Below are 18,531 nucleotides of genomic sequence, written 5' to 3'. Positions count from 1 at the left end.
TTTGAATTTTTAATTTTGCATTTTTAATTCATCAGATTATGATAGAAGTAAAGCAATTTGATCGAGAAACCAAAGGATTCTTCAAAGCAACAGAAGATGAACAGGAAGCAGGAAGAATGACTTATGCCTGGGTGAATGATGACCGGATCATTATTGACCACACGGAGGTGAATCCGGCATTCAGAGGCCGAAGTGTCGGAAACCTAATGGTACAGGCAGCTGTTGAATTTGCCCGAAAAGCGAACATCAAGATCGTTCCCTTATGTCCGTTCGCAAAAAGTGTATTTGATAAGACACCAGAGTACAAGGATGTACTCTGAATTCAAAATGCAAAATTCAAAAGTTTTGCATTTTGAATTTTGAATTACTTTTTCACGAATTGCGTCAGGATATAAATGGATTGCCCATCGATTTTTCCTTCGATCAAGGTTGGATCGTCGTGAACAAGACGAATATTACGCACGGCTGTTCCGCGCTTTGCAGTTATGGTAGAACCTTTTACATCCAGTTCTTTGATCAGAACAACGGTATCCCCTGCTTTCAAAACGACTCCATTCGAATCAATATGCTTAATGGCATCTTCATCCTCCATTCCGGATTTAGCCCAAGCAAGCTCCTTATCGTCCAAATAAATCATTTCAAGTAAATCATTTGGCCACCCTTCTTGTTTCAAAGTGTTTAACATGCGGTAAGAAATCACTTTCACAGCTGAAACTTCACTCCACATCGCATCATTTAAACATCTCCAATCATTGGGAACAACCTCTTTTGTACCTTCTAATTGATCCTTCAAATTTTGGCTGATCAACATAAAATCATCTACGGAATTACCCTCTGACGGTTGTACCTGATACACTTGCAAATTGTCTGTGGAGCCACTTACCTCACATACTTCACCACTTCGGGTATTCAATTGTTTTTCAAAATTCATGCTGCAAAGTTAATTTAATCTTGCAAAGTAATAAATGATAAATCTCATAAAAACACCTCAATCAAAAAGTCCCGATTCACTTTCGTGAACCGGGACTTTTATACTTAGCTAATCCGCCACCGCGGGCTATGCTTTGTCTTCTTATTGAATAACTACACGGAATACTTTTTCAGCATTGTCACTTGAAAGTTTCAGGAAGTAAGTACCTCTTTCAACTTCTTTCAAGTTTACAGTGTTCGTTCCGGCAGAGATCGTATTTTGACCAGTTTGCACTGTGCGACCGTTAACATCTGTAATTAACAGGTTGAAATTACCTGTAAATCCTGATTCAATGAAGATAACACCTGTAGAAGGATTCGGATAAACCGTTACTTCTTCCAATGCATTCTCATCCACTGATAACCAATCACAGCTTCCTACTATCGTAACAACAACACTGGAAGTATCATCCGGACAAACTCCGTTTCCAGTAATGTATTTATAGTTAAACTGTCCCGGGAAAGTTCCTGTCATCACTTGTGAGTTCGGCATCAAGGTATTTGTTGGGCTATACCAATCACCACCCATGTCAACAGTTCCATTCAAACCGGACAATAAGTCGATCGGTTCATTTTTACAAGCTGTAACCATTCCGTCCAAACCTGCGCTGGATGGAGGATAAACCGACACCATCACTGATGCAGTATCCACTAAACAACCGTATGTGATATAATCCACACTTACTGTTCCAGCCGGTACGTATTGCGGATTAAACATGGAATCATTTACAATCGTAGAAGGGTTTGGAGCGAATGTCCATGAACCTAACGGATCATTAATTGTAGCGATCTGATTCAAATCAACCAAGCCGTTCAATTGACAAGCATTGATTGATCCGTTTGTTCCTGCAGTAGCTGCACGTTCAATTAAACTGAAATCATCAAATGCTAAAAAGTACGGGCTGGATGTAGCACTTACTTTAACTCCGAAAGTGTAAACCCCTGATGTTGCCGGAGTGAAACAGAAGAATTCTTTTTGATATTCATCATTAGCGTTGTCCGCAGGAGCCAAGAATGGCGTTCCAAGTGGAGTTGCACCTGTTGCTGATTGCGAGTTATTTACAATAACAGAACCAGACCAACCGGTATATCCATCACCAGCCCACATGAAGCTGAATTCATATTTATGACCTGCGATCAACTGAAACTCAGGAGTCCATAATTGGTCATTTGAGCCCCAAAAAATTCCAACAAAATTCGATCCTGAATTAGCAATTCCAGGGCTGTTGTTACTATTATCAGAAAGCCAGTCTCCATTTTCATTTGACCAGCAAAGAGGAAATAAATCATAATCAAAATCCGTCATTGCTTCAAAATCTTCTGTCCATGGCAATGTAGTAATTGGCGCACAAAGTGTTGTACCACTTACCAAAGTCCAATAAGAAGAATCTGATGAGCTGCAACTTGCTTGTACATAGATATCATAAACCGTTGAAGGGTCTAGTCCACCAATGGAAAATGATGCAGTTGAAGATTGTTGAGCGGAATCCAAACCGGTACCTGTTCCGGGCACAAATCCAGGAGTTCCCCATTCAATATTCCAAGCAGTTTCAGTATCACCAGGTGTCCAGGTAATGTCAATAGAGTTAGGAGTTTCATTTTCAGTATCCAAATCGGTCACTGGTAAACAAGAAGGAATCGGAACCACTACAAATGTATAGTCTTCCGCCTCACCTTCTCCTGAATTCAATGTACATGGGTCCGTAGGAGAAGAATTCCAATAATCCGCCATAATACGCATTCTGTAATTACCAACTGCTACTCCAACAGGAACTCCGAAAGATCCTGAAAAGTCCTCTTGATATCCGGTATTAGACTGGAACATTTGTTCACTTGATTCGAAAATCATGTTGTCATTCCAATCCACCCAGATTCCGAATCCATAGGTATAAGTTGGTAAACCGAAATTCACATTGAAATTCACGTTTGGTCCTCCTTCAAATTGAGAAACCGTCATAGCAGTGGCATCTTCATAACCATTTGCAGCAAATCCGGAGTTCAAATTTGAAATATTGGAAGTTGCTCCACCGGTTGTAGAGAAATTATTGATAAAGTAATCAGAATCCAATCCTTCGAATTCACAATAACCTGTATAAACAGAAATCGGTCCTATCCACGGACTTTCATCCCCTGCACCACAATCTGCCTGTACATAGAAATCGTAGTTCGTATTCGGAGTCAAAGGCGTTGAAGTCGTAAAGGATTCAGTTGCTGATGTACCTGGTGTTCCAGCCCCCGGAGTGAATCCACTTGTACCGTATTCAATGTTCCAGCTAGTCTCTGTACCTTGTGCAGTCCAGGAAATACCTGCTGTTGTAGGTGTAACCGCATCAACAAGTACATTTGTTACAGGTGCACAAGTAATTACCTCCACTTGAACGTTATCTACAACCCAATAATAGCTATAGTCACCGTACCAGACAAAACGAACCTGCGCATCCGAAGCTCCGTTTGCATCAGCAGTGATATCTAATACAACATGCCCTGAGACATCTCCGGAACCTCCAAGAACAGAATTCCAAGTCGATCCATCCCAAACTTCAACCGAATAGCTCCCGTCCCCACTGAAATCGTCATTAAAAAAAGTGTGATCGAAGGACAAATAGATGTAATCCGTAATTACGCTTGCATCAAAAGTAGGCGATTCCAAAGCCGACTCCGGATAATCACCGGACCAACCAAGGTAATCATTATTGAAAACTGCTGCAGGAGGAGTCATTGGAGCAGTAATTGGCGCGCCTCCAAGATTATCAAAAGCCCATAAATAAGGCGTTGAGGCTGAAGTCATGTCATTGTTACTCCAACCTGCCGGTGGCGTAGTCCCGGTCCCGGAACTGAAATTCTCGCTAAAGAGAACTTGAGCGGAGAGTTTATTAGACAATTGCGACAAAAGCAAGCAGCCCAACAAAGTGTAAATTTTTCTCATAATATCTAGTGTGAATTTAATAGATTATAGAGTAATATTAGAAAATAAAACCCTTTATTGCAAAGACTCACATTTGATTCATTTTGTTGCTTTCAGGTAATGAAAAAACACTGATCTTAGTTTCAACTAATCTTATTGCATCAATAATTGACAAAACAATTTACAGCTACTGTATTGATACATCAGGGAATATCAGTTATTGTATGATTACAACTTAAAGGAGGAAAAAATCGCTAGTTCTTAACTAATTTATTTTTCCACAATGTTCTATTTTTAACAACTCTATTTAAAATAATTATAAAGAAGGCTGTCTTTTTCTAAAAACATTCGGGAGAATTTGTCACTACTTGGTAAAATCAGTATGCTGCCATTGGATCCAGTATTCTTGTAAACCTTCTTTTGTCCGGAACAATTTACTGATCCATAACCTGCGATTCTTTACAATCTTATTCGAACTGAAAAGCAAATCGTGCTTCCGTCGTTTCAATTCCGGCTTATGTCCCCACCCACCACTGTGATCAAAAGCAGTCATTGCCTGATTCTTGGGAACACGTTTGAAAGGAATGTAAATTTTGTATTCCACATAGTTGGAATCTCCATTCATACCTTTGGTAGAGATTCTGATCTTATTGAAATCCACCTTACTATACAAACTGTCCCTATAGAGTTGTTTCAATTTATTTCCAACATATTCGCACATCTTGTTCGAATATTGGTGTGCCACGTCGGTGCCGTTCAATTCCAATTGATCGATGTAACGTTCCGACACAAATTCCACTCCACGGTAAATTCCACTGCAGGCAGAATCCGTGCAAAATGGAGTATCAATTATACAAGTAAATGGTAGGTTATGAGACGAATCCAAAATCAACTGCTCCTCATTTCCATCTGTGAATATTCTCCTATTCCCACTGCTTTCACATGAAAAAGCAAGTGACAACAAACTAACATAAACGATAAGTGGAACTATGCGATTCATAAAGTATCAATTCTGCTTCGAAAATAGGAAATTACCGGCTAACCCGTTTAAAAATGATTTCAATTGTACGCTTTAGCCAATTCAAAAGACAGAAGAGAAATTTTCAAGAAAGTACTCCAAATCGGAAAAACCCATTTGCTTCCCAAGTGCACAACCCTTCCAAAATCAGACAGTCTTTTGCTGTACAACCCTATCAAACAAGCAGTTAATTTTTAATTACTGAGAGCTATTTTTTTTTTCATTTATGAAAAAAAAAAACTAATTTGCAAGTGCAACCAGTGGATATAATTACTGTTCATTCCTCCGAAATCCTGAAGAGATTTGTTCCTACTTATTCCACCTTGCTGAGGGGAACTGAAAACCGAATTACAGAGTAAGACTACTTATAAACTATTCACACATGAAAAAAAATCTTCTAGCAGGACTATGTATTCTTTTCTGCGCATTTCATTCATTCAATCAAACAACTGTTTGGTATTTCGGAAACAATGCAGGTCTCCGTTTTACAGGGGCAGGAAGCACCTCGCCTGAAACAGGATCAGCAATGGTCACCAACGAAGGTGCTACTGCTGCAACAGACAACAGTGGAAACCTTTTATTTTATGCAGACGGGCAACGCATTTGGCATGGAGCTACTCATTCCATTATCACTTCTTCCATGCTCGGAAGTCCTTCATCAACCCAATCGGCAATTGTAGTTCCCTTACCTGGGAATTTTTGCACGAAATTTTTGGTGATTACTTCAGAAGGAGTAGAAACAACTCCGGGAACACCTAATGGAATCGGTGTTTCTCTGGTAACAGTTACCGGAATTTATCCTTCGCATTCGGTGGCATATGACCCAGCTGTTTCGATTGTCGGATCAGGAACTCGTTTCTCAGAAAAATTAGCTGTAAGTTCTGACGGAAACGGCGGATGGTGGCTTGTAGCTCACGATTTCAGTCCAAATGCTTCCGGAGGTACACAATTCTATAAATTTCACATTACCAATACTGCTGCTTTTACGGGAATTACTTCCAGTGCAGGCGCTCAAACCGCATTAATGGCAAATCTTACTACCCAAGTAATCGGAACTGCGCACAATTCAACCAATTACAATGCGCAAGGACAAATGAAATTTAATCTTTCAGGAACCAAGATCGGATTAGCATTGTGTGGTTCAAAGTATGCCGAAACCTTTAATTTCAATCCCTCAACAGGAGCAATGACACTGGATAAATCCATCAATGTTGCAGGAAGTGGAAATACTTACGGGTTCGAATTTTCTCCGAATGGGAATCTGATATATGTAGCACAAGGATTTGCGGGAGTCGGTTCTACCTGTTATTTGTATCAATACGATATTACAGTAGCAACTCCAACTTCTACCGCTATTGCAAGTGCCGTCACGTCTTCTGGAAATCAATATCCGTTTAATGGATTGCAGTTGGGACCTGATAATAAAATTTATGTCAGCGGACCGTTTGTAGGGGCTTCCTCTCTTTCTGTTTTAAATACACCGGATGTTTCCGGATCCGGATGTGGATGGAGTTCTAACTCAGTTCCTATTTCCGGAACACGAACACTGGGATTACCAACAGTCATTTCCGGTCAGGTATCTTGTGATGTGCCTTCAACATCAGGATGTAATTGCAATGGTGTGAATGCGAAATTAAACACATTAAATCTGACTAGTTCCAATGGAAATGCAACTGCATCATTCGATTTGAATTCAGGAGGAAACCTGATTAAAAAAGTACGCATTACCCTACTGAATTATCTGATTACACCAAGCAGCGATTTATGTCGTAACTATTGCTCTATGAACAATGTTGATTTCGGACATTTTGTATCTCCTGCGGCAGCGCTCACCGGATACACTGCAACTTTTTCACCTTATGCAGGATCAACATCTGCAACTTTCGGGAACGATCTTGAATTAGTAACTTCAACACCCAGAGTTATAACGAATGAAGTACTTAGTCTCAATCTGAAATTCCCTCCTATTCTTGCCTTATCGTGTTGTTCACAAACGGTTAAAGCTTGTTTTCGAGTTGAATTCATTGATGCAAACTGCCGTATCTGTGATGTGGTTATTTGTAACACACAAGCTGGAACAACTCAAGTTCCAACAGATCCAAAATCCATCAGATCGGCTAATGAAACAGGAAGTGATAGAGGTTCTGTAATCGATCCGCAATTATCTGTTTATCCCAATCCGAACAATGGGAATTTCATTATCAATACAGCAAAAATCGGAACAGACTGTCATTATCAATTGACTTCACTTGAAGGTCGTGAGATAGAAAGCGGGACAATTCGTGGAGAAAGCCACGAAATTCGCAAAGAAAATCTTCCTCCCGGAACCTATTCTGTTTTTGTATTTAAAGAAAACCAAGTTTTCACAGAAAAAATTGTCGTCGTAAGAGAATAGAACATCTTGCATAAAATTAGAATCCCTGAATGGCTAAACCATTCAGGGATTCTTTATTGAAAATCCGGTCGCGGATTAAAACCATCCGACATTCACATCAAACAAATAACCAATCCCATTTCCTTCACCGGAGCAAAAAAAGCAACGATTAAGGGAAGAATTCCACCAGCAACAAATGAAAGGCCTGATGATCTTGCTGCCTGAAAAGGTTTTGGCTGCGTCTTTTCATTAATTCCAAGCTCATAGCGGGCGTGAGCATCCAAAGTATTCTTTTCAGAAAACTCTTTCGCCACCTGAAGCGCCAGTTCTTTGCTCAATCCTCTCCCCTCATAAATCTCTGCCAATTCTATCAACTCTTCTTCCGGATTGTCTTCGAGCGCTTTCTTCTCACGTTTCAAATCAGCGCATTCAATATCTGATTGAGAACTGACGGAAACATATTCTCCTGCGGCCATTGATAGCGCACCGGCAACTAAGCCTGCCAAAGCTGATAAAACAATTGGCATTCTTGTGTCGCTTGCCGCCGCAATACCAATCACCAAACTAGTTGTAGAAAGGATTCCGTCATTGGCACCTAATACAGCTGCCCGAAGCCAACCTATCCGATGGATGTAATAATTTTCGTTATGCATGGAATGAAAACAGCAGTAAAAGAAGTTAGTCTCTCAATATTTTTACGGGCTGTTTATTTTCATCAATTGCCACAAAGGTAAACTCTCCGGTAACGGCTTTTTCGCGCACATCCGAGTACATCTGTTCAATAAAAATTTCCACGCGTATTTTCAAACTCGTACTTCCCAGGTAAGTCACTTTACCGATCAGCTCAATGATCGTTCCTGCCGGAATGGGTTTTTTGAAATCTATTTTATCACTGCTCACCGTTACCATCCGCTGTCTGCTAAAACGGGTTGCTGCAATGAAAGCTACCTCATCCATCAATTGCATGGCTGTTCCTCCGAACAAGGTGTCATAATGATTGGTTGTATTGGGAAATACGGCCTTAAAAATGCGTGTTTCAGCTTGCTGGATACGTTCTTCTACGTTCATATAATTTAATTAAAGGGGACTTCGACTACGCTCGGTAACCCTCTAGTAATAAGGACACTGAGCGTAGTCGAAGTGTTACTGTTATTTCTTGAAAAGGGTTGAGATTTGATTGAACCTTTGTTCCAATAATTTGGTATTGTATTCTTTCTTCATTTCTCGCATACAAGCACCGCACAAACACTCTTCGTAATGATCGCAGATGTATTGGCTTTCATCCACAGTTAATGGTATGGCGGTACATTGGCACAGGGAAATCGAGCCAACTTTACACTCAAAATGCGAATTACAGCGCGGGCATACTACTTGTTCATGATCACTCATTGTACTATTTTAATATGATGCTCTTGGTGCTTTTAGCAGAAGTGATGACAAGTGCACACAATCCTTTTGAATAAAAGAGAATAATACAACCTTGACATGAGCTTCAATCCGCGAAAGCATGGTCAATTCTGCCCACCGAAGTGAACAGATCAAAAACAGGCAGGTATCTGGCTTTTCCGACACTTTTATGGGTTGGAATTACAGTTGCGCGACAGCTCGTGATTCTAACACGATTCCCTCTTATTTCCGCCTTAGCGAAAACCTTTTTTGGATATTGAACAAATAAAGAACGTTTTGTAAATGTAAGGATAATTGCGAATTATTTAGGGTTGAATAGTATACTTAAAATCTATTCAAAAAAAATCAGGTTCCACCGAAGTAAAACCTGATTTAACAATTCAAAATGGTACCGGAAAGACTATTTCATTGTATTGGCACAGTTCATTTCGTCCTGCAACCCCCAATAATTGAAGAATTCTCCTCCATATTGGCCTCCACCTTCATAGGTTTTTCTTATTTGTCCGTAAGCCAACCAACATTTCCCGTCAACCGTAACGGCGATATCTACCGGCAAGTATTTGTACAATGGCAATCCCCATTCGTTTTTCTTCACTAACCAAACATCAGAAGTAATCACAGCACGTGTTGCTTTTCCTTTTTCAACACCTGCCAATGCCATTCCTTCGTATTTCACATTTGACATTTTCTTTGGAGCTAAACGAACAGCATCAACCATCGCCTGATGGAATTTTGCCCGATGTGCATCACATTTTCCGCTATTAACATATTCATCCAAAAATGCTTTTTCTTTTTCCAATTTTGCTTGAACAGCATTGATCTCTGTTTTATTCTCCAAAAGGAATTGCTTGTTATAGGCAATTTCAGCAATCGGCTCTTCAAAATCTTTCAAATATCCTTTCGCATTCAGCAAGTAATCTTCGTCTCCACTTGAATTTTTAGCATGAGCACGACTAATAATACCATCTACTTGCGCATTCAATGCCGGAATCACTTTATATACTTCTACATTGAAGTAATTGTCAATATCCATAAATCGCTTTTGAACATATCCATCTTTTACATACTCCGGTCTTTTGGTTTCAAATTCCTTTTTGAAGTTATGGTATCCGGTGTAGGAAGCTTCCAAACTTTTGTCACTGATTTCCCAACCGTTCATTGCAAACCGGTGAAACTCATCCAATTTCTTACTATAGTCCTGATTCATGGTATATGCATCAAACTTTTCCTTTCTTGTAGCTTCCACTTCATCCCAACTTGCCGCCAAATCTTTCACATACGGTTTTTTAGATTCAATGGGATCGTTTTGCAATTTCACTAAATTTTCTTTGGCTTTTGCTAAATAGCGGGTTGCTTCGTCGTTTCGTCCTTCGACATTTTTATTCCATTCATCATCCTTCAGGATATGTTTCGTGGAACTGATCTCATCACGCACAATACTGAATGCACGATAAGTCGGACTCTCCGGATCATAAGCAGGTTCTCCGTTTAAACTTCCACCGGATTTCGAACCGGAAGAGGTAGAACTTGCCGGAACTTGATCCACTTTTTCACTTGCTTTGTCTTTTACGTTTTTTAAAGCTCCTTTAAATTGAGCATGGCTCAGGGAGATAGTAGTCAATAAAATGACAGATAATGTCAAAATTTTGTTCATAGATGATTGTGTTTTTATAGAATATAACGGTCACAAATATAGTGATTTAAGAATTATACAGATGCTTCTTATACGCTCAAAACAAGGTTACTTTTCGCTTTCTATCAATTGATGAATCCAAAAATAAATTGGAATCAACTAACAGTATGAGCAAAACAGGAGTCCTTTTTTTGTGCACAACCTGAAAAAACATCTTTTCGTCCCTTATTTTTTAACTATTCATTCGTGCTATTTATACTAATCTTACTTTTCACTATCTTTGCAAAGTGAAGAAAGTGCTTATATACATACTCTTACCGATTTTTATGCTTAACAGTTCAATGGGAGAATTGTTTAAGCTACCGCAATTCTTGAGTCACTTCACGGAACATCGAACTGTCGATAAAAACATCAGTGTTTTTGATTTCATTTTTATGCATTATGTAGGAAATGACCTGAATGATAACGATCAGGACAAAGACATGCAATTACCCTTTAAGAAAGTGTCTCCCCCCTTCTCCTTTCAGATTGGAATCATTCCTGATATATTGGTTCTAACCAAAGAAAAGAAAACTGTTCTGGATAATTATCTGAAAGTCATTTTCAAAAATAATTATCCAAAGAATCTCGCATTGAATGTGTTATTCAAACCTCCTCGTTACTGATTGCAATTTGAATCCGTTTTCATCCAAATTTTCAATACAAACCATTGTCTTCATTAATTGCTGCATCACATCAATTAGTGAAGTGATTTAATTATATATCTCATGAAAAATATCATTCTGATTTTTATCACATATTTCTTTATATCCGATGCTTCCTCCCAAAATTGGACAGGCGCGATCAATTCAGATTGGAATAATCCTTCCAATTGGTCAACGACTCCATCAAATGGGGATAATATCGAAATTGACCCTGCAAACTATAGCGGAGCCATGGCGCAACCCATTGTAAATGCAAACTCCAATTTTACACCTGCTGAAATGCTGGTGCAGAATGGAGCACAATTAACTATTTCAGCTGTTCTAAACACCACTGACCGCGTCGAGATAATTGGAACCGGAACAATTGTGACCATTACCAATAACGGAGCTTTCTCTTTAATTGGCGCGGGAAATAATGCGCGTTTAATTTTTGTTGACAATGCACACCTTGAAATGAATGGTGGAAGTCTATCCAGTGCGCAGCGGTTACTTTTTGAATTGGGTGCTACAGGAACAATCAACAATGGAACAGTGACCGTTGGCGAAACAATCGCATTGGTAGACGGAAGTCCATCAGGATCCAGTAAACTCATACAAAATGGAGGAACAATAACCACCAATCTGGAATTTGGTTTTGAAAATGAAGCGGGAGTTTATTATCCGACTTTTGAGCAAAACGGTGGAACAATTCATATCAACGGGGCACTTCTTTGGTTGGGTGCCGCTCCTGGAGCAGGAAAAGGCTATTTCCGTTCAACCGGAGGTTCTGTTTTTGTAACAGGGACAATCGGAAACGATCCTACCAGTACGATGGGAATGCAACTGGAATTAACCGGAAGCTCTGCGGTATTGGAGAACTCGGGTACCAGTGTCCAATTATTGGCTGGAGATTCAATTGTTCTGAACAACCACTCAACCTGGAAAGATTTGAATTCCACCCTGTGGCAGAATGACGGAACCATTTATGCAACGGATACGTCCCTATTCCAGACCGGAAACACGATCTTTAACGGAACCGGAACTTATCAGCTCAATTTCATGAACGTGCCGACAGGAAAAAGTTTGACTCATAGTTCTCCCTTAGTAATGAGTATCAGCGGTGATATTTCCATTGCAGGTTCATTCAGTCACAACGCCAATACATTGGTATTAAACGGCTCCAAAAACCAAGTGTTCACTGTCAATTCAAACAACTTATCATTGAGTGGATTACGGGTTGAAAACAAGGCAAATGGTCCTGCTGACGGTGGTTACGGAATTTCGTTAAACACTTCACTGAACATTTCTACCCTTCTGGAATTGAATGATGGGATCGTTGTTTCAGCACCAGCTGCGCTAATTAAACTTGCCGATAATCTCAATTTATCCGGACAATCTGATTCCACTTTTATTACTGGCTACGTGGAAAAAACAGGAAATGATGTCTTTGTTTTCCCGCTGGGAACTATTCCTGACAGGTATCGTCCGTTAAGCATTACAGCTCCAACTTCTGTTAGCACACAAATCAAAGTAGGTTATTTGAATAGCTCCTATCCCAACTTAACTCCGGTTGAGGCTCCTATGCAAAGCGTCAGTACACTCGAATATTGGGATTTTACAAACTCTAATTCAAGTGACTTAGTTAGCGTAACTATAGGCTGGAACAATGCGTTACAAAGTGGCTTAAGTAATTGTGCTGATATCTCATTAACAGTTTGGAACGGAACTCAATGGGTTTTTGTTCCATCGGGCACAAGCGGGTTGTGCAACGGAACAAACGAAGGAACACTTTACAGCTCCGGCAATTTACCTGCAAACGGACCCATTACGATCGGTTTTACCAGTGACGTGACACAACAGCACATTACTTTGTGTTCCGGAGACTCCATCACTGTGGGTTCAAATACCTATACTCAATCAGGAACTTATTTTGATGTATTACAAGATGTCAATGGTGATGACAGCACTGTTGTGACAGTTGTAACCATTTCAAATCCAATCATCAATTCAATCACTGATAACATTACTTCCATCACTGTAAATGCTCCAACTGCCACCAGTTTGATGTGGATTAACTGCTTGGATGGAACGACTGCAATCGGAACCGGGAATTTGGGGTTTACATTTACACCATCAGAAAACGGAAATTATGCTGTTATTGCGGAGTATAATGGTTGTATCGACACAAGTGATTGTATTATTATCGATCAGTTGGGTATTTCGGAATTCGGTAAAAACACGCTTCTGATTTATCCAAACCCTGTCACTAATGGCGAACATCTAATGATTACTTCCAACTCTACCAATTTTGTGATTCAGAGTATCGACGGCAAAATCATTCAACCAGTTTCTGTAGTCATCCTCAATGAAAAATGTGAAATTGAATTACCAAACTTAACTAGTGGAATTTATCTGATAACCCAAACCGGTTCAGGAAACAAGAATCCCCAAACGAGTCGTTTCAAAGTCAATTAAAAATAAGAAAGCCACTCGCGGCAGACGAGTGGCTTTCAACTATGAACCTATTGGTATTTGGATGGAATTACTGTTTAATCATTCGCAAACTTCCGGTAAATGCAGATGATTTGATCAAATAGGACCCGGACATCAGATCACTTACACTTAAAATCGCCTTGGTTGAAATTTCCATTTGCTTGAATTCTTTTACCAATGTTCCGGCAAGATTGTATACTTGGAATGTGGCATTCGTATTTAATGATTCATTGAATTCAATAATCAACTCATCCGATGCCGGATTGGGATAAACCGTCAATCCAACTAAAGCGTTTTCTGACTTATCATTTACACCCAATGTCTGCACCATGATTGCAGAAGGAACCGTTACATTCAATGTAGAAGTCACAAATTTACGTTGTTGCGGAGTGGTAACATCCTTATTTGCCACTCCATCATTGTAAATCACATTCGATCCCAAATCTGAAATCAAATCCACCTGAAAAGTTCCCGAAACGGATGCTGGAACACTTCCTATTCCTTCCGGTTTTAAATCTGTTAAATCAACTGCCAAAGCAACCGGTGCCGAAGAAGCCAACCCATTCCAGGAATACAATCCGAATGTTCCATCGGCAGCATAGCTTCCTGCAACAATCAAATACTGATTTGCTGCATTTTTACCCAAACTGCGAATTCCGTGATTGTTCAAATTCAACTCGATTGGAGCTCCAAAACTCGGATTTCCGGAAGGAGCACCATTGTTGAACCACGATTCGAAGTTCAAAAGCGGACAGATCAATGCTTTGTTCGTTCCGGAACCGACATAAGGAGCACGGAAACCAATGTACAGGGTTGTTCCATCAGGTCCCATTTCCAATCCTTCAATATTGAATCCATCGATGCGCTTCGGTTCGATTCCTGTTGCCGCCTTTGCAGTGAAGTTATATCCATTGTTATCTCCCCAGGTGATGAGCTTACTTCTCAGGTTGCTGTAGTAACCAACAAACGTCAATGTTGCATTTGCCCCCGTTCCAACGATATCCGTAGCAAAGATGCGGTTTCTGTCCGGGCGAGCATCACCCGATTTGGAGTTGCTCAATGAACCGATCCAGTAAATGCGATTCGGGTTGGTCGGACTTCTGAAAGAAGCTTCCATATCCACTTCTGTTCCACTCAGATTCAAGTAAGGATTGACATCAAACTGGTAAACGGACAAACCTGAATTGTTGCGGTTGTATAATTTGATCACGTTTGTTTCATCATCCGCAATAAACATATAGTCCGCATCCACCGGAATTCCTGTAGAACCGTCCGCAACACCTGCGTGATAGACATCTTTGATTAATCCGGTTGCCAATGATGCAGAAACGGCAATATTCATCGTGATGCTTTTATTCAATCCTTGCGCATCAGTCACTTTAAAGGTAATTGTTGCATAACCTACCCCTGTTGGATTCACGATCAATTTACGTGCTGTACCTGTTCCAACTACTGAAAATGCATTGTTTGCAATCACGCTGGTTTTATTACTGGTCATTGTGAATGTCACAGTCGACAAATTCTCATCTCCGACATTGAAATCCAATCCGGTTACACTCACCGGGTCGGTTGTATTTCCTTTTACACAGCCTACTTTTCCGGAAGCTAAATCTACATATTTGGAAGCGGTGGAATTCCAGCTCAATGTGGGCGCTACATTGGTTGCTCCATTTACTGTGACCGTTTTCACGGAAGAAGTAGTTACTGTGTTCAAATTATCCGTTGCTTTTGCAGTTACGGAATAAGTTCCTGCCCCAACTCCTGTCCATGAATAGCTATAAGGGGCAGTTGTAATAGATGCCAAAAGCGTTGAACCATTGAAGAATTCCACTTTGGTAATTGTTCCATCCGAATCGGAAGCTGTTGCAGATAAACCTACTGTTGCAGGAGCTGTTCCGGAAACCGTTGGTGTTGCCAATGTGATAGCTGGTGCTGCATTTGTAACACCAGTCACCGTTACCACTTTTACAGATGAAGTAGTTACTGCATTCGAATTATCCGTTGCTTTTGCAGTTACGGAATAGGTTCCTGCTCCAACTCCCGTCCATGAATAGGTATAAGGAGCGGTTGTAATAGATGCCAAAAGTGTTGAACCATTGAAGAATTCCACTTTAGTGATAGTTCCATCTGAATCGGAAGCCGTTGCAGATAAACCTACTGTTGCGGGAGCTGTTCCTGAAACGGTCGGAGTTGCCAATGTGATAGACGGAGCGACATTTGCAGGGCTTCCACCAGCTAGTGAAATGGATGTGGTATTGTAACTTGCTGTTGTTGTAACACTAAATGTACGTGCTGTAGTAAACGTGTTTGTTGTCGGATTGAAAACACCGGCAGTCGCTTTTACCAATTCATCGGCCCCCGGATCCGGAGCAAGGTAACTACTTGTACTTAGTTTTCCTCCTGAATATTTATCATTCAAAGGCATCTGGTAACCGGAAGAACTCGATTTGTAAGCACTTCCTACTGCATTTCCAAAGAAAATGGCATCCACCGGAACAGTTGAAGAAGTGATTGATGATGCGGAACAGTTAAACACTGCTACTCCGTCACAATTACTTCCTCCATTTCCAAGAACACCGGAAGAATTACTTGAACCGAAATTATCTCCACTGTTGCTGCTTGTATTTCGTGTGCGCAAAGCTACTCCACCATTACTCAAAGGCAACATGGATGAACCTCCAACATAAACGACTTGTCCTGCAACAACAGAACCCGTATTGATCTGGAACGCATAACTTAAGCTACTTCCTGCTTTCCATCCATTCGAAGTTGCTGTTCCGTTATCGGTAAATACAACGGTATAGGGAGTTGATGAAAAATTTATGGCTGTTGTTGCAACTAATTCCACATATTCATAAGGAGAATCGCTGCCATTTGGGTTGGTTAGTAGTTCAGAGATAATCAGTCCTTTGGTTTGTGCGAAAGCTCCCGTGCTTAAAGCAAGCATTCCAAAAAGGACCAGTAGTCGTTTTTTCATACCTATACTATTTCGTTTTAGTACCTCAAAAGTACTTTCACGAAATGGGGTAAATGTGAGCGTTGAATTATGATTGGATTAATGATCCGGATTTCAATTTTAAGATATGATTTAGGAATAATGAATGGATTGTTAAATTCAACTTTGGGGCTTCGACTAAGTTCAGCCACCAAAGCGAATTATTTTTTTCAATCAAAAACTCTGAATGCTTGCGCTAGAGCTCTTGCCTTCGCTTATCCGCTTCGGCAAAGCAAGGACAGCATAGGCGCAGCGCAGTCGAAGTGTCAATTCTGATTTTTCTTTTCTATCTGGATGAATTTCCCGGCACTCATCATAAATGTCATTCCATTCAATTTGAAAGTCTTTCCATTTCCCATTTGTGCGATATTGGTCAAATCCTCTTCCATCGTGTGTACACTTCCTCCAGTAGCATAAGCCAAATCCAGGTACAAGGTGTTCATCCGGTCCTTGACACCACAAACCACAATTTTTAATGGCACTTTTTGCTGTTTCAAAAACTCGATCAATTTCATGTCACAGGGATTTTCCCAGTTGTCGGCAATCAAAACCACATTGTTCTTATTCTCAGGGTATTTTCGGATTGCATAGCAAACGGCTTCCAAATCGTTTTCGATGTGGTTTCCTTTCTCCATCGCTTTGAAGGCAAGGTCGATCACTTTATCTGCATTGGAGGATTCAATGGTCCATATTCCGGTAGAATCGTATGAATTCGTCTGGGTATTGCTGTTCTCCTCATCGTCATTAAAGAACACGATCTGTTTGAAGGTTTTCAGTTTTTGATTTGCCTTGATCCAAAGTAAAATCTGTGCTGTATATGGAGCCATACTTCCGGTAACATCTGTTACCACCAACATGTTTTTCCAGGTTGGTTGCCGTTCAAACACTTTTAAAATGCTTGAATCCTGAGGAGATACTTTCCGGTCTACGACATCCAAAATAGCCTTGTGTTCTTCCTGGAAAGTGGGCATCTTACGATAATAGACAACAAATCCATGAAAGTAGTTCTGCATTTCATTCGTTGATTCGACTCCTGTTTGCTTGACGATATTCCAATCAATAATGCTGCTATTAAAAGCTTCGGGAAGTAAAATGTACAATTCCAAAATGCGCTTGCGGTTCAATTCTGAAAAATCCGATCCAACGGGATAATCCGAATAAACCAAATCTACCTGGATGATCGTCTGGTTCTTCAGTAAGGCCACATCCTTTGGATTCAGGATGGTGTGTTCACCGGGAGTCATGCGGATTTTCGTGACGCTAAATCCGTTTTCAATCGTTTTGTACTTTTCAACTTTTACGGTATCGTTGAAGCGGATATTCTCTCTCATGGAGACTTGGGCGGTGGTCATCTTTCCAATCCATAGAAAGATCAACAAAAGTGGAAGAATAGTTTTCATGCTCCTATAACACAAGGAGTTGAAAAAAGTAACAGATCAATTCAATCCCGATAGCCATCGGGATATGAATTCAAAATTATAAAATCAGTTAGCGCGAGGTTCTAGCTCGTGCTAACTGATAATTCGTAATCAATTCGTCTCCGTATATTTTTTGAAATTGTCCAGAATCGCCTGCCAACCTCCTTGCTGCATTTCAATCGGATTGGTATCTTCCGCTTCAAAGGTTTCAATCACTTTTGTTTCATTTCCTTCACTAACGAACGTGATATCCGTTTTTCTTCCGTCATCCATCGTATAGCTGATTTTCTCATGTGGAACAACCTCATCGTATGTTCCCCCGAAATCAAATCCAAAACTTCCATCCTTTGCTTCCATTCGAGCTGTAAATCTTCCTCCAACCCGCAAATCGTTTTCCGATTTCGGCGTATGCCAATCCGGTGAAGCACTGTTCCATTTCGTGATATGCTCCGGGGCATTCCAATAATCCCACACTTTTGCCAGCGGTGCATTCACGCTGCTTTTTACGGTAATTTTTGTCTTTTCCATGTGTTTTCTTTTTGATAAAGAAAAGTTCAATAGTTGAAAAGGTTCAAAGTGTTCAAGCAACAATCGTGTGATTTGAACTTTTGAAATTTTGAACTTTTTGAGCTGGTT

14 protein-coding genes and 1 riboswitch are annotated in these 18,531 nt (G+C 40.3%); of the genes, 4 read left to right on the top strand and 10 right to left on the bottom strand.

The annotated features are described in order from the left end of the window. The first annotated feature begins 38 nt into the window (after nt 1-38). Nucleotides 39-320, top strand: a complete 282-nt coding sequence (locus AAG807_RS03740) for a GNAT family N-acetyltransferase (protein WP_341900925.1) — start codon at nt 39-41, stop codon at nt 318-320. A gap of 44 nt (nt 321-364) precedes the next feature. Here the strand turns inward: AAG807_RS03740 and AAG807_RS03735 are convergent, their stop codons facing one another. The 3 genes from AAG807_RS03735 to AAG807_RS03725 form a co-directional block, all read right to left on the bottom strand. Further along, nucleotides 365-931 (bottom strand): PhnA domain-containing protein, encoded by a 567-nt coding sequence (locus AAG807_RS03735; RefSeq protein WP_341900923.1) that lies wholly within the window; start codon nt 929-931, stop codon nt 365-367. 141 nt (nt 932-1,072) lie between these two features. Further along, complete coding sequence (locus AAG807_RS03730) at nt 1,073-3,895, bottom strand: GEVED domain-containing protein (protein ID WP_341900921.1); 2,823 nt, start codon at nt 3,893-3,895, stop codon at nt 1,073-1,075. A gap of 343 nt (nt 3,896-4,238) precedes the next feature. After that, nucleotides 4,239-4,874 (bottom strand): hypothetical protein, encoded by a 636-nt coding sequence (locus AAG807_RS03725; protein ID WP_341900920.1) that lies wholly within the window; start codon nt 4,872-4,874, stop codon nt 4,239-4,241. A 400-nt stretch (nt 4,875-5,274) separates the two neighbouring features. Between AAG807_RS03725 and AAG807_RS03720 the strand changes: the two genes are divergently transcribed. Next, nucleotides 5,275-7,287 (top strand): T9SS type A sorting domain-containing protein, encoded by a 2,013-nt coding sequence (locus AAG807_RS03720; RefSeq protein ID WP_341900918.1) that lies wholly within the window; start codon nt 5,275-5,277, stop codon nt 7,285-7,287. 92 nt (nt 7,288-7,379) lie between these two features. Here AAG807_RS03720 and AAG807_RS03715 read toward each other — a convergent pair whose 3' ends face one another. The 4 genes from AAG807_RS03715 to AAG807_RS03700 all read right to left on the bottom strand — a co-directional run bounded on the left by AAG807_RS03715 (nt 7,380) and on the right by AAG807_RS03700 (nt 10,327). Beyond that, the gene (locus tag AAG807_RS03715; protein WP_341900916.1) at nt 7,380-7,919 is read right to left on the bottom strand and encodes a VIT family protein; all 540 of its coding nucleotides are present in this window, start codon (nt 7,917-7,919) and stop codon (nt 7,380-7,382) included. A gap of 25 nt (nt 7,920-7,944) precedes the next feature. Next, on the bottom strand, nt 7,945-8,334 hold the full coding sequence (locus tag AAG807_RS03710; protein ID WP_341900914.1) for an acyl-CoA thioesterase: 390 nt from the start codon (nt 8,332-8,334) through the stop codon (nt 7,945-7,947). A gap of 81 nt (nt 8,335-8,415) precedes the next feature. After that, nucleotides 8,416-8,655, bottom strand: a complete 240-nt coding sequence (locus AAG807_RS03705) for a cysteine-rich CWC family protein (protein ID WP_341900912.1) — start codon at nt 8,653-8,655, stop codon at nt 8,416-8,418. A gap of 140 nt (nt 8,656-8,795) precedes the next feature. Next, nucleotides 8,796-8,936: riboswitch (cobalamin riboswitch) on the bottom strand. Between the two features lie 137 nt (nt 8,937-9,073). After that, nucleotides 9,074-10,327: a hypothetical protein gene (locus AAG807_RS03700; protein ID WP_341900911.1), complete on the bottom strand. Its 1,254-nt coding sequence runs from the start codon at nt 10,325-10,327 to the stop codon at nt 9,074-9,076. A gap of 305 nt (nt 10,328-10,632) precedes the next feature. On the opposite strand from AAG807_RS03700, the gene AAG807_RS03695 reads away from it, so the two are divergent. Both AAG807_RS03695 and AAG807_RS03690 read left to right on the top strand, forming a co-directional pair. After that, nucleotides 10,633-10,971 carry a hypothetical protein gene (locus AAG807_RS03695; RefSeq protein ID WP_341900909.1) on the top strand — a complete coding sequence of 113 codons (339 nt, stop codon included), beginning with the start codon at nt 10,633-10,635 and terminating at the stop codon, nt 10,969-10,971. Between the two features lie 102 nt (nt 10,972-11,073). Then, nucleotides 11,074-13,464, top strand: coding sequence for a T9SS type A sorting domain-containing protein (locus tag AAG807_RS03690; protein ID WP_341900908.1), 2,391 nt, complete (start codon nt 11,074-11,076; stop codon nt 13,462-13,464). Between the two features lie 67 nt (nt 13,465-13,531). Here the strand turns inward: AAG807_RS03690 and AAG807_RS03685 are convergent, their stop codons facing one another. The 3 genes from AAG807_RS03685 to AAG807_RS03675 form a co-directional block, all read right to left on the bottom strand. Next, the gene (locus tag AAG807_RS03685) at nt 13,532-16,459 is read right to left on the bottom strand and encodes an Ig-like domain-containing protein (protein WP_341900905.1); all 2,928 of its coding nucleotides are present in this window, start codon (nt 16,457-16,459) and stop codon (nt 13,532-13,534) included. 284 nt (nt 16,460-16,743) lie between these two features. Continuing rightward, nucleotides 16,744-17,877: a hypothetical protein gene (locus tag AAG807_RS03680; protein WP_341900904.1), complete on the bottom strand. Its 1,134-nt coding sequence runs from the start codon at nt 17,875-17,877 to the stop codon at nt 16,744-16,746. A 129-nt stretch (nt 17,878-18,006) separates the two neighbouring features. Then, nucleotides 18,007-18,423 carry an SRPBCC family protein gene (locus tag AAG807_RS03675; RefSeq protein ID WP_341900902.1) on the bottom strand — a complete coding sequence of 139 codons (417 nt, stop codon included), beginning with the start codon at nt 18,421-18,423 and terminating at the stop codon, nt 18,007-18,009. Nucleotides 18,424-18,531 lie beyond the last annotated feature (108 nt).

The organism is Fluviicola taffensis DSM 16823 (genome assembly GCF_943372375.1).
Lineage (GTDB): Bacteria > Bacteroidota > Bacteroidia > Flavobacteriales_D > Crocinitomicaceae > Fluviicola > Fluviicola taffensis_A.
This window is presented reverse-complemented; position numbering and strand designations above follow the sequence as displayed.